This is a genomic window from Odoribacter sp., from assembly GCF_985060555.1.
Genome location: NZ_CFKYFN010000073.1, coordinates 40577 through 54881 on the forward strand (window position 1 = coordinate 40577; position 14305 = coordinate 54881).

General features: G+C 44.1%; 10 protein-coding genes. 2 read left to right on the plus strand and 8 right to left on the minus strand.

What is annotated here, in order from left to right; genetic code table 11:
• Nucleotides 1-1440 carry an amino acid permease gene (locus AC5RDS_RS09860; RefSeq protein WP_013611324.1) on the minus strand — a complete coding sequence of 480 codons (1440 nt, stop codon included), beginning with the start codon at nt 1438-1440 and terminating at the stop codon, nt 1-3.
• Between the two features lie 157 nt (nt 1441-1597).
• Between AC5RDS_RS09860 and AC5RDS_RS09865 the strand changes: the two genes are divergently transcribed.
• Nucleotides 1598-2275, plus strand: coding sequence for a DUF421 domain-containing protein (locus AC5RDS_RS09865; protein WP_172720191.1), 678 nt, complete (start codon nt 1598-1600; stop codon nt 2273-2275).
• Nucleotides 2276-2322: 47 nt separating this feature from the next.
• A complete protein-coding gene (locus tag AC5RDS_RS09870) occupies nt 2323-3612 on the plus strand; it encodes a Na+/H+ antiporter NhaC family protein (RefSeq protein ID WP_013611326.1) in 1290 nt (429 codons plus the stop codon).
• 5 nt (nt 3613-3617) lie between these two features.
• Here AC5RDS_RS09870 and AC5RDS_RS09875 read toward each other — a convergent pair whose 3' ends face one another.
• From AC5RDS_RS09875 to AC5RDS_RS09905, 7 genes are all read right to left on the minus strand, one after another.
• Nucleotides 3618-4886: a TolC family protein gene (locus AC5RDS_RS09875; RefSeq protein WP_013611327.1), complete on the minus strand. Its 1269-nt coding sequence runs from the start codon at nt 4884-4886 to the stop codon at nt 3618-3620.
• Between the two features lie 27 nt (nt 4887-4913).
• Nucleotides 4914-7982 carry an efflux RND transporter permease subunit gene (locus AC5RDS_RS09880; RefSeq protein ID WP_013611328.1) on the minus strand — a complete coding sequence of 1023 codons (3069 nt, stop codon included), beginning with the start codon at nt 7980-7982 and terminating at the stop codon, nt 4914-4916.
• Nucleotides 7983-8007: 25 nt separating this feature from the next.
• A complete protein-coding gene (locus AC5RDS_RS09885; protein ID WP_013611329.1) occupies nt 8008-9063 on the minus strand; it encodes an efflux RND transporter periplasmic adaptor subunit in 1056 nt (351 codons plus the stop codon).
• Between the two features lie 187 nt (nt 9064-9250).
• Complete coding sequence (gene gldG, locus AC5RDS_RS09890) at nt 9251-11668, minus strand: gliding motility-associated ABC transporter substrate-binding protein GldG (RefSeq protein ID WP_013611330.1); 2418 nt, start codon at nt 11666-11668, stop codon at nt 9251-9253.
• A 33-nt stretch (nt 11669-11701) separates the two neighbouring features.
• Entirely contained in the window at nt 11702-12484 is a 783-nt protein-coding gene (locus tag AC5RDS_RS09895; protein WP_013611331.1) for a 3'-5' exonuclease, read from the minus strand.
• A 159-nt stretch (nt 12485-12643) separates the two neighbouring features.
• The gene (gene dnaN / locus AC5RDS_RS09900; RefSeq protein WP_217778139.1) at nt 12644-13768 is read right to left on the minus strand and encodes a DNA polymerase III subunit beta; all 1125 of its coding nucleotides are present in this window, start codon (nt 13766-13768) and stop codon (nt 12644-12646) included.
• Between the two features lie 52 nt (nt 13769-13820).
• Complete coding sequence (locus tag AC5RDS_RS09905) at nt 13821-14078, minus strand: hypothetical protein (protein ID WP_041556423.1); 258 nt, start codon at nt 14076-14078, stop codon at nt 13821-13823.
• Between the last annotated feature and the right edge of the window lie 227 nt (nt 14079-14305).

The following is a 14305-nucleotide window of genomic DNA, read 5'->3' on the forward strand; positions in this document are numbered from 1 at the left end:
TTACTGTCCTTTCCGATTTCTCCTGGCCATAACCGTGCTGATAAGGATCGGAATGCCCACAAATACTACCGTACCGACAATTACTAACCCCGTATAAAAGGCAGGACTACCGACCGGCAACTGCGAAGGTGGAAAAAAGGTAACGATAAATGAAAAGGCGACAGCCAGAAAACCGACTCCCGCAATCAGCCACATGCCCATCTTACCTCCGGGCACTTTATAACTTCTTTTCAGATCAGGTTGAGTATACCGCAATTTTATTCCTGAAGCATACATCATCATATACATAACGAGGTAAAGTCCGATCGTCAAAGCACTCAACAAAAAGAAAGCCACACTGACATCATCCATAATGATATACAGGGAAGATAAAACCGATACAATAGCTCCCTGAATAAAAAGGATATGAGTCTGTACCCCATTCCGATTGGTTTTTTTCAGGAAATCAGGCAATTGTCCATCGTTAGCCGTCCATAATAATCCACGGCTAGGGCCGGAAATCCATGACATAACCCCGGCCAAAGCTCCGAAAGCCGCTAACAATCCCATCACATTAGTCAACCACCCGATATGATAATGACCGAACAATTGCTGAAAACTGACGAACAATCCGGCTTGTAAGTTGATCTGATCATAAGGAGTAACTATCGCTACTGCCAGAGAACCTAAAGTGAACAAGGCAAAAGAAATCAAGGCAGCTAAAAACATGGCAGCAGGAAATTGTTTTTGAGGTTCTTTCATTTCCCGGACATGTACGGCATGTACCTCGACTCCGGCAAACAACAGTAAAATACCCGCCAAAAAAGCGATATCACTGATCCCCGTCATATGAGGGAAAAAACGCGGATGTACATGCCCGGCATTTACGTTGACCACTTGAGTAACCGTATCCGGGACATGTTCGAAAGCAATCGGATTACCTCCTGCAATCCAAATAATCGCCATAACGATAATGACCACTCCGGGCAATACGGTTCCTAATAAAAATCCCTGACTGGTAATCCGGGAAATAATCGAGGTGCCCTTAAAGGTCAACCAGGTAGCCAGCCAATACATAGCAATAGAAAACACCCCTACAAACCAGCCATTCTGCGACAAGTCGGGTTTTCCGATCATATATGCGATAGAGGCGGCTGCAAATCCAAGTACTGTCGGATACCAGACTACATTCTGAATCCATTGCAAAAAAATCGCCGTAAATCCCATTTTCCGGTTAAAGGCTTCTTTCACCCAAGTATATACTCCACCACCCCGGTCGGCAAAAGCGCTACCTAATTCGGCAGCGACCAAAGCCGCCGGTATCAGGAACAGGAAAGTAGCAAAGAAAATGTAAAAAAACATCGTCAGCTCCTCCTGAGCCATCATCGGCAATCCTCTCAAACTAATCACTGCAGCTGCCGTCATCAAGGCCAACTGCCAAGTTGAAATATTTTTCTTCATTCCAATAAATTTTAATTAATCAACCTCATTTATTAACCTACTAACGGAATAAATCTATTTTTGGTTGCTTTCTGTATCGGCTAAAAATTCGGGAATTTGTAACAAAGCTTTTGCAAAAGCGTAATTCTCCTAATTCAGAATGAAATTAAGGTATATTATGATCCTCAGCATTATTATCAAAATCATCATCGGTATGTCCGGAGTGATCTTTTTTCTCCGCATCTCAGGCAAGACACAAATGGCCCAGCTCACTCCCCTCGACTCGGTCAATGCATTTGTTTTAGGAGCTCTGATCGGAGGCGTGATTTATAATCCGGACTTGTCGGTATGGTATATGATCTTTGCGCTCGGAACCTGGACAATCGTCAATATGACTATCCGCTACTTGCTGCGTTTCAGTCTGATCAGGCGTTTAGTCAAAGGAGATACGGTTATGATCGTCAGGAACGGACAAATCAATCTCAAAGAATTCAAACGTAACGGTCTGGAAATGGAACAATTCCGGACCATGTTGCGGGAAGTGGGTATATTCTCGATGTTCGATGTAGACGATGCCCGCTTCGAGACAAACGGCAAGCTCACCGTTTCACTGAAACGAAATATTTCCGAATCTTATCTTTTTGTCAATAATGGATCGATCCTGCAAAGTTCACTGGATAATGCCGGAAAAAAGGAAACCTGGCTACTGGCTCAATTAAAAAAACTGGGATACGAAGATATCGATTCGCTCTTCTGCGTGGAATGGACCCCTGGCAAGGGATTTTATATTGCTGCTAAAAACACGGATTCTCACAAAAGTGGTCAGGCACATTCCGATAACGATATTTCGAATTGATTTTTCAATTAATCCGTTAACTTTGCACGCTGAAAATATAAAAATACATGAAGCAATACACGCAGCAACCTTCTTTACTGGCTTTAAGTCCTTTATTTATATTTCTGGGAGTCTACCTGGTCACTTCTCTTATCGCCGATGATTTTTATAAAGTACCGATCACTGTCGCTTTCGTGATCTCTTCCATCGCAGCTATCGCCATGACCCGTCATCTCGGTCTGAGTGAAAGGATCGCTCATTTCTCCGGAGGTGCTTCGGATAAAAATATCCTTTTGATGATCTGGATATTTATTCTGGCGGGAGCCTTCGCCCAATCGGCCAAAGCGATGGGAGCCATAGACGCCACGGTCAATCTGACTTTACACATTCTTCCGGACAACCTGCTTTTGGCCGGTATCTTTATCGCCGCTTGTTTTATTTCTTTATCGGTCGGGACCTCCGTCGGAACGATCGTAGCCCTCACTCCTGTTGCTGTAGGAATCGCCGATAAAACCGGTGTAGAACTAGCCTATATGGTAGCTATTGTCGTCGGAGGGGCCTTCTTCGGAGATAATCTTTCGTTTATCTCTGACACTACCATTGCAGCCACCAAAACTCAAGGGTGTGAAATGAGAGATAAATTCAAGGTCAATAGTTTAATTGTCATGCCGGCAGCCATCCTATTGCTCTTTTATTATGTCTTTGCCGGCATGCACATCCATACCCCCACGCAGATCGAAGCCGTCGAATGGATCAAGGTTATCCCTTATCTCATCGTTCTCGCAACTGCTTTAGCCGGCATAAATGTCATGCTCGTATTATTTCTGGGGATATTAACTTCCGGGCTTATCGGTATACTCTCTTCCGGTTTCGATTTGTTCGGCTGGTTCGGTGCTATGGGAGCAGGTATCACAGGCATGGGGGAATTGATCATTATCACTTTATTGGCCGGAGGTATGCTCGAAATGATCCGATACAACGGAGGGATCGATTACATCATCGTCAAACTCACCCGACATGTCAATTCCAAACGTGCCGGAGAGCTGAGTATCGCCGGTTTAGTCTGTCTGGCCAATCTTTGTACGGCCAACAACACGATCGCTGTCATCACCATCGGTCCTATAGCTAAAAATATAGCTGACAGATTCGGCATCGACTGCCGTAAATCTGCCAGCATATTAGATACATTTTCTTGTTTTATCCAGGGAATCATACCCTATGGAGCTCAAATGCTGATCGCTGCAGGTCTGGCCTCCATCTCCCCGCTTTCCATCATTCAATACCTGTACTATCCGATGCTGATCGGGATATGTGCCCTATCGGCTATCGTCTTCCGGTATCCGCGCCGTTATTCCTGACAGACTCAACGGTCCGTTCCCCCCAAAGCTTTGGCATACTCGGCCAAGGCTACTTTATATTGATAGTTGACAGAAACCACATTGGTGTACGCCTGTAACCAGCTCACCTGGGCCGACAACACATCGATAATCGGCAGTTTCCCTTCATTATAACTAAACGTATTCAACGTCAGGTTGTCCTTTGCTATATCGAGAGAAGAATATACGATCTCCAGCTTTTTGGATATTTCGATCACATTCACCCAGGCATTATTCAGCTCTTTACTTACCTGGTCCTTGAGCTGGCTTCTTTCCAGTTCTTTGGTCCATTCCTGGGTCCGGCTCAATCTCACATTCTGCCGCATTTCTCCCCAATGGAACACCGGTATATTGATTTGTGCATAAGCCGTAGTCGCCCATTGAGCCTTTCCGTCCACATTCAACAAAGTCGTTCCGTATTTTTCTTTTATACCGACAGCCAATTGGGGCAAATACTTCGAACGGGCCATATCGGTCTGCAATTTCGCCATCTCTATCCCCATAATGGCAGATTGATAGTCGGCTCTTCTTTCCAGGGCCTTATTCAACCCTTCCTGCTTAGGAACCCAAAGCACTTTTTGAATAGAATCGGTCAAAACTACAGCAGCATCCGGCTCCACTCCCATCATAATATTCAAAGATTGCAGTGCTGTCTTATAATTCGTCGAATTCGTATTCAATTGTAGTTCAGCTTCTTTCAAACGATTCTGCACCATCAATACATCTGTTTTACTGATAGCTCCTTCTTCAAACCGTTTATTTACAATCTCATACAATTCCCTTACAATCTGAACGAATTGTTCCGAAAGCTCATACAGATTGCGGTTTGCGGCCACCGACCAATAGCTGACATCGGCGGCATAAATCATGTTATCCACTGTATGTTCTACCGACAACTGAGCAATAGCATGTTGCAATTTAGCTACATCATATTGTTTCCGGACAGCGCTCCCGGAATAGACATTCTGTACCAATCCGGCTTCTACTCCATAATTATCGTGTTTCAGGTCGGTTCCGGGCAAGAACTCCACCTTCTCCAACTGATAGGAATAGTTTCCGGTAATATCCAATTTCGGAAAAAAGCCCGTTTTAATTCCTTTCAGGGAATATAAAGCCCCGTTTACAGCCTGTTGGGACTTTTGGATATCCTGATTATATTCCAACACTTTTTGCCGGTATTGTTCCACCGACAAGGTCTGGGCGTCAACTATTCCACCCCAAAGTATTGCTCCGACGATTAAATATATTTTTTTCATTCCGTTTATTTTTATCCTTTCTTTTTATTATTCCTCATTCATTCTTACCTCAGGGGTATCTGTCACTTTCACCCGGAACAACAAACTATAGGTAACAGGTAAAACAAAAATAGTCAACAGACTGGCCACCAATAATCCTCCCATGATACAAGCGGCCATTCCGCCGAACATCGCATCGAACAGCAAAGGCAGCATACCGAGTATCGTCGTCCCCGAAGCCATCGCTACCGGCACAATTCTCGACTTTGTAGCTTCGATAATAGCTTCCAGGCGGGGAGTACCTTTTTCTTCTTCAATACCGATCTGGTCTACCAGCACAATAGCATTCTTGATATTCATACCGATCAACCCCAGTACCCCCAGGATTGCAAAGAAATCGAGCATTTTCCCGGTTACAGCCAATCCGAAGACAACTCCGATAAAGATCAGGGGCACCATCAACAAAATGATCGTCGGTTTACGATAAGTTTTAAACAAAAACAACAACACGATGAACATCAGGATAAAGGTCAACGGTAAATTGGCAGCCATAGCCGAATTCGACTCTTCCTGAGTTTCGTTTTCCCCGAAGACCTGCATCCGGTAACCCTGAGGGATATCCATACCCTCGGTAATCGCTTTTTTTACCTGCGCAAAAGCTGCCATCGTATTGGCTCCACGTTTGGAGTCACATTGTGCCATCATCACCTTATCGCGGTTATAACGCTTAATTACGTTGTAATTATATCCGAAGGCAAAGCTGTCCACCACCTGAGCCAAAGGGACGGCATATCCCGACTGGGAAAATACAGGTAAGGTCTTCATATTATCGATATTCGACGATTCGATATTTTCCTCTTTCAGCAAAATAGGCATAAACAAATCCTTCTCCCGATAATCGCCCAAAGGCAAACCGTTGGTTGCAATTTTCAGGGCATAGGCCACTGCCTGCCGGGTAATCCCCAGCCGTTGTCCCCGTTCCTGCGAATAAGCCGGCTCCCAGACAGGTACTTTATTTCCCCAGCTATTTTTGATATCGGTAACCATATCACATTCGTGCATGATACTCATTGCCTTCTCCGTCAACATCGTAAGCGTATCGATATTCTCTCCGATAAAACCGAATTCAATATTCGCTTCCACTGCCGGCGAAAGCTTAAATAAAGAGGAACGGATCAGGATATCCGGATAGTTTTCACGGACATATTTATTCAGGCGTTCTTCTACCTGAGCCGTATATTTTTTATCTTTTACTTCGACCAGGAAATTACCGAAATTAGATTTCGGACCGAAAGAAGTACTGGCCAGATAGTAACGAAGTGGTGAGCTTCCGTATGTAGCCGATACATTCACGACTTCTTCCTGTTGTAACAAAAACTCTTCGATCTTTCCCATTTCTTTTTCTGTCTCCCGGATACTGTATCCTTCAGGTAAAAAGCAATCGGCCCTTAAATAGGGTTTATCCATATTAGGGAAGAAATTCTGGGGCATCAACCCCATAATCGTCATCGCCAGCATAAATAACCCCACCATCACTAACATCGTCGTCCCCTTGAAGCGGATCAGCAAACGCAGGAATTTACCGAATTTATGGTAAAAAGGAGTATCGTACGGATCTTTTCCAGTCTCACCGGAACCTTCTTTCAAAATGAAATTTCCGAAAACAGTTGTCTGAGCCAACGCCAGCACCCAACTAAGTAACAAAGAAACGGCCAACACAATAAACAAAGGTTTGATCATTTCCGCTACGGAAGATTGCGCCAGATATAAAGGCAGAAAAGAGAATACGGCGATCATCGTAGCCCCCAGCAATCCCCATTGAGGCGTAGTAGCCCCGTCTATCAAGGCTTGCCGGCGGCGTATTCCCCGCTTGATCGCTATTTGTGCATTATCGGTGACCACGATAGCATTATCCACCAACATCCCCATGGCTATAATAAAAGCAGCCAAGGAAGTTCTATTCAATCCTACTCCCATAAACTGCATGATCAACAGTGTTCCTCCGATACAAAATATCAACGAACTACCGATCAGAATACCGGCCCGGACTCCCATGACGATAAGAATGATAAAAATCACGATCACCACCGACTCGATCAGATTCAGGATAAAGCCGTTGTTCGCCTCCCGGGCGATCTGATCCTCGGGGTACAGCGTCACCATTTCGATCCCTACCGGCATTTGTTCTTCCAGTTGTGCCAACTTCAACCGCACAGCCTCTCCGGCCTTCACCACATCATAGTCGGGTGCCGTAGAAACTCCGATACCGATCCCTTTCCTGCCATTTACCCGGATCAGGGTACTGGGCGGTTCCATATATCCTTTTTCAATCACAGCAATATCTCCTAAACGGATTTGTTGCCCGGTCTCGGTAGAAATCAACTGATTTCTGATATCGGTCAGATTCTTGTACGTTCCTTCAGCCAGAATCTTGAGCTGGATATTTCCTGCTCTCTTTTCTCCGGTATTGATCAACGAATTCTGTGATTTAATGGTCTGCATCAACGAATTCAGGTTGATCCCCGAATTGGCCAGTTTCGACATAGAAATAAAAACATTGACCACCTCGGTCTGTTCTCCGAACAGGGCCACCTTCTGCACACCTTCGATCGTAACCAACTCGGTTTTCAGCCGTTGTCCCCATTCCCTCAGGTCATGATAGCTAAATCCTTCGTCGGCTGTCAGAGAGAAATAGATACCGAAAACATCTCCAAAATCATCGGAAACTTTAATATCGGATGCCCCTTGAGGCAATTGCGACTGAACATTCAATACCTTACGCCGGAGTTCATCCCACATTTGCGGCATTTCTTCGGGCGGAGTTGCGGGACTCAATTCGATATTGATCTTCGACATACCGTAATATGAATCGGATTTGATCTTATAGACACGCCGCATAGACTGAATCTCCCTTTCAATCGGCTCTGTGATCAGTTGTTCCACTTCCTTCGGAGAAGCTCCCGGATACTGAGTAATCAATACGGCTGTCTTAATCACAAAAGGCGAATCTTCTTTTTTCCCCAGCGAACCGAAAGAAATCACCCCTCCGATCAACATGACGAAGAGAAAAAAGTAGATGACCTTCGGATTATCCAATGAATACTTTGCTATATTCATATCAATATGGTTTCAATTTTAATTTCTAATTTTCAATAACGGCAACTTTCTGTCCATTAACGATATAATTCACTCCTGCAACCACGATAATATCGTCGGCTTCCAATCCTTCGGTCACCAAAACACGATCTGTCCCCAACAATTGCTCGGTAGTGACTTTTTGTCTTTTGACCGTCTCATCGGCTGTATGATACAACCAAACCGAAGTTTCGTCAGTTTTTAAATCTTTAAATACAGCACTTAACGGCACAGTATAGCCTTTTCCGGTCTCATTATCGATACTCAGGATCACTTTACAAGAGAAACCCGGATAAATATTATACACATCGCGGTTAAAGCTCTTGTCGGTAATGGCCAGTCGCACAGGTATCCCACTCCCGTCGGGAGAAGCATCCACAAATTCTTTCACCTCTGCCTTAAACCATTTGCCTTTGTAAGTATCGAATTCGACCGCCACTTGCATTTTTTCACGGGTCAACCTGACATTAGTCTCGGGAAGGATAAAACCGACTTCCAATTTATCCGGATTCACCAATTTTATAATCGATTCTCCCGGCTGCACTTTTTGATAATTTTCAACATATTTCTGTTCTACAAAACCGTCGAACGGTGCTCTCAATTTTGTATCGGCCAATGTATTCTGCGAAGTCTCGTAGGCCGATTTGGCTTTTACATAGTTCGCTTCGGCTATTTCATAATCCTGTTTAGAGATCGCCTGCATCGCCAACAACTTCTTATTTCGTTCCATTTGCAATTTGGAGGTGACATAAGCCGCCTTATTGGCTTCGAATTGCAAATTATAATCCAAAGGATCGACAGCAGCGATGACTGTCCCCTTCTTCACCTTCTGTCCTGCATCCACATTCATTTCAACCAACGGCCCGGAAACCTTAAATGCCAGTTTACTGTATTCTTCAGCCTGTACCACTCCGGTATACATTTTTTGCATAGCTCCCAGTGATTCTACTTTTACCACCCGTACCGGACGAATACTTTCCTGGCCGGTATTTTCTTTTTTTCCTCCACAGGAAACACCGATCCAAGCACACAAACCCGACAAAATAAATAATCTCAATTTCATGATTCTCGATTTATTTTCTTTTTTTTTAAATTCATTCACAAAGACGCCTCTCTTCTATCAAAAGATAAGCCAAACCCTCCCCTATTAAGTTAAAAAATATTTTTTATGGGAAAAACCAGTAAAAACCTCATTTGTTCTTTTATACGGTTTTCACTAAAAAAAGTTGAATAGAAGTCATCGGAAATTTCTATCTTAAATCGTTAAAACGGGTAGAACCCCTCTTCCGGTTTCTTGATTTTCTTCCCCAGGCAAAGATTCCTCCCCCAACAGCGACGATAAATATAGGGAATAATAAATTCAGCATTTCCCACGAAGTACGTTCCGCTTTCAGCCGGGTTTTATCCAATAGATATAAGGACAAATTCCGTCCTCTCAGCTGCATCCATCCCTCATCATCACACAACCAATTGACACAATTGAGAATAAAATCACGGTTTCCGTACATCTGTCCGCTATACTCATCATAGCCCAAGGGTACGATCCGGGCATTTTCCCCCACCCCTCTCACCTGATTACGGATCACCTCCCCGTCAGCTACTACGATCACCCGACTATAACCGCTCTGTGCTTTAAAAGGCTGTCCCGCCACTTCTTCCCGATTCCGGTACTGGAACAGAGAAGTAAAATTTCCCTCGACAGCTACTGCTACCGGTACAAACCGACGATTGAACCGGTCGGGAGTCATCTTCTCCTCGGTTATCGACAACGATACAGGGCAAGGAGTTTTCATAACAGCCGCATAAGAGGAAGTGGACAACAATACGGTCTTTTTCAGTCCATCGTTTTTTCCCACCGTATCGATACTGTTGGCATAATCCACCCGTACCGGTTGCAATCCGGCCGTTACCGGATGTTGTCCGCGGGCGAGTAATAAGGGCGAATAATACCAGCAACCCGGACTATAGTCGGGAGTCGTCCCGTTCATCCCGGTAATCACAGGAATCAGCACACAATTTCCATCCAATACCAGATCAGGATTTATCCTTACCCCATAGCGGAACAACATATCTTCCACATTCAAAGGCCGATAAACAGCAGGTACAGTCTCCTGATTTTTCAACACTTCGTGATCTACATCCACTTCGTCCAAGCACCATAGTAACCGTCCACCATGCATAAGATACTGATCGATAACGTATTTATCCCGCTCAGAAAAATCTTTCGTCGGTTTAGCGATAATCAAAGCAGCATAGCGTTTCAAGTCGGTCGCCAGGCTATCACAACTCACCAGATCGACCTGATAATAATAGGAAAGTGTCTTCGCCATATCCATCACTTCCGGATAAGTCAATTCGCCCTGTCCTACCAAAAAACCGACTACTTTTTTTTGTTTCTGTATCAGTAACCGAATCGCTTTTGTCAATTCATATTCCAATGCCTCGATAGAATGGTTGATATTCTCGTCGGCACTATTTCCGGGCACATTCTGTAATAAATTGACACTTACTTCAGTTTCCTGATCGTAAATGATCAATCCGGGAAAAATGATCTGCTGGGATAAAGTCTCGTCTTCACTTCTGCGATTCAGATTTATCGGCAGGATTCCCCGTTCTGCCAGGTATTTTACTAAAGCCTTTTTCTCTTCAGGATCCTGTATTTCCGTAGGATCGATCAGCTGATAACGGAAATTATTTCCCGAAAGCCGGCGGAATTCTTCGAGATTTCTGGTCAATGCATATTGCAATTTTTGCAAACCGGCAGGTAATTTTCCACCCAAAAAAATATCTACACTGACTCCCCGGTCGATTCCCCGGAGCAACGAACAGGTGGATTCGGAAAGCGTATAACGCTTATCATCGGTAATATCCGCCCTCAGGTAAACCCGGGTACAAGCCAGATTCAAAACCACAAAAGCTATTATAACATAGCCCCCGCCTAACCGTATTCCGTGAAACCGCCGTACGGTAGCCCACAGAAAAAGAAAAACGAAGGAGACAAAATAAACGACATCGCTAAAAGCGATGACCCCCCGCGACATGGGCTCATAATGAAAATGAATTCCCCAAAACTGAATCGAAGTCTGATAATCTTCAAACAAAGGAATACCGGCTATAAAGTCGAGACCGGTATACAACAAAAAAGCCACCACCAGGGTGTAGAGAAAAGCAATAATCTGATTTTCGGTCAAAGCCGAAGCCCAAACCCCGGCAGCCACATATATGCCGGATAAGAAAATCAACCCGATATACGAACCTATAATTCCTCCCACATCGATATGTCCGACCGGCTGGGCTAAAAACCATAAACTGACCGGATAAACGAGGGTAGGTAATATCGAAAAGAGCACCAACAGAAATCCGGCCAGATATTTTGCTCCGACAATCTGCCAGGTAGTTAGCGGGCGGGTAAGCAGTAACTCCAGCGTACCGGTACGCCTTTCTTCTGCAAATAGGCGCATACAAAGAGCAGGAACCAGAAAAAGGTACAAAAGCGGAGCAAGGGTAAAAAAAGCCTGCATGTCGGCCAGGCCACTTGCCGGAATATGATATCCTCCCGGAATGATCCACAAAAACAGACCATTAGCAAGCAGAAAAAACACCAACACCACATAGCCTGACAGCGAGGCAAAAAAACTTTTTAATTCCTTCCTTACCAGTTCACCCATATCTCCCGTTTCCGGTTTCGTTCCTACAGGAAGCTACACCCCTTTTACTAACCCGGAACTTCTCAGTTTAATCTTAGTCAACACCTTTTTGGTATAAAGTGGGAAATCACTTTTGATCATCCAATCATAATATCCCTGTTGTTCTTTCAACACCTTCTCTACAGGCACTCCTTTATTCTTACCGAAGTTAAACACTTCTACCCCTTTATCGTCATAAATAATAAAACCGGCAAAGTCGACGTTCTTGTTTTGGGTAGAAAACTTACTTAAGAAATCGATATTATTTTCCAGCTTTTCCCCATATCTATCCAGCTGGGCCATCAGCACCTCATAGGTAGCCATCGTGTCGGCTGCAGCCGTATGGGCATCTTCAAGACATTTATCACAATAAAAATGGTAGGCAGCCGACAGGGTACGCTGTTCCATTTTGTGGAAAATAGTTTGTACATCTACAAACTTCCGTTTACTCATATCGAAATCCACCTCCGCACGCAAAAATTCTTCTGCCAATAAGGGGATATCGAAACGATTCGAATTATATCCTCCCAAATCACATCCTTCGATATAATGCGCCAATTCGCGGGCAATATGCTTGAACATCGGTGCATCTTTCACATCTTCATCGTAAATGCCATGAATAGCAGACGCTTCTTCGGGGATATGCATTCCCGGATTCACCCGGATGGTCTTTTGTTCCTCCTTACCGTTCGGATACACTTTCAATACCGAAATTTCCACGATCCGGTCTTTAGCAATATTGATTCCCGTGGTTTCCAGATCGAAAAAAACGATGGGATTAGCTAAATTCAGTTTCATATACTTCAAAATTTATAATCTCTTCCGTAGCAGGACAAGGACAAGCAACACTTTCCTACCCATAAATCATAAGAGCCGTTCGATTTACTATAAAAACCAATCAAACGACTCTTTATCTTTCATTTTTACCTTTACTATTCTATCGGATAAGTCTTTCCGTTACACCATCATCGGCATCAGCAGCATCAACAAATCTTCATCGTTGTCCTCGTTTTCAAACGGCAGGAACAATCCCGGACGAGTCGGATCGGATAACTCCAGCACCACATTTTCAGATTCGATATTAGAGAGAATTTCAAGGACGAAAGGCGATTTGAAACCGATAGCGATGTTCTCGCCTTCATACTGACAAGTCAGTGTTTCGTGTCCCGACATCGAATAATCCATATCCTGGGCTGAAATGACGATTTTTCCTTCTGCAACATCGAATTTCACCAGATTACTAGCCTGATTGGCCATGACAGACACCCGGCGTAAAGAATTGTAAAGCTCTTTCTTTTCAATGATAATCTTTTTCGGGTTATTCTGCGGGATAACCGAATTATAATTCGGGAAACGTCCCTCGACCAGAGTAGAAGTCATTTTATAATCACCGAATACGAAGCAAGCCATTTTATCGTTAAAAGAGATCTTCAGTTCCGAGTCGTCTTTCGGCAGAATATTCTTCAGCATCAAGGCCGGTTTCTTCGGTAAAATCAAAGAGAACTGTCCGCTTTCACTTTTGGCGTCGAACCGTTTGTAACGAACTAATTTGTGAGCATCCGAAGCGACAAAGGTAAAATTATCTTCGTTCATTTCGATCAGGATACAGTTCATAACCGGACGCAGATCGTCGTTGGCCGTTGCAAATATCGTCTTCACAATTCCTTCCAGAATCAAACCGCATTTAGAGGTCAGGTCGTTGCTGCTATCGTTGAGTGCTGCCTGTATCGGATAATCTTCGGCACTTTCTCCCGGCACAGAAAACTCTCCCTTCTCGGAAATAATTTTCACCTCATTGGTCTCCGTATTGATTTCGAATGTCAACGGTTGTTCGGGAAATTCCTTCAAAATATCCAGCAATATTTTGGCAGGTATCGTTATTTTACCTTCTTCTTCCAGACTTTCCAATTCTATCCGGGCTTCCATGGTCGTCTCTTTATCAGATGCTGTTGCATATAAGACACCTTCGGTAGCCACCAACAAGATATTATCCAGAATAGGTTGTACGGGCTTTCCACCGATCACTTTACTTACCGCTTGCAAACGGGTCAGCAATGTATTGCTTGATACGACAAACTTCATAGATTCAATATTTTATGTTTTACTTTATTTCAATCCCAAAGAGACGCCTAAATTAGTGTTTTTTCCCTTCACAGAAAAGATTTACAAGAAAAAAGTTTCCTACTTTTATCAACATCGGTGTCCCCCCGTTCCACTTCTTTTCCATCCACGAATATTCCCCATACATAAGCTCGGGACCGACATTTCGTTTGCTTAAACGAATCGTCCCAACCACCGTAGATACCGATTCCATCCGTTTTAAATACTTGTTCTCCCCAGCGGTCATCAATATACCATTCAAAGCGGCTTCCGGAAAGATAGTCGAGCCCATCTTCGATAAATCGCCCCCAGGGTACCGCCCCTTTGATTTTTGGCGATAAGCAGACGGGATATTATCGTTTAATTGTAGGTTTATTTTTTCTTTCTATTCCGATTCCGGGTTTTATGCCGTCAGACCGGTTCGCCTGGACCGGTCCGCTAAGGCTTTCCTTCACTGACCGGCGGAACTCCTCGCAAGCTCGTCAGACACCACCGGTCGGGCGTTCGGAAAACCTAACC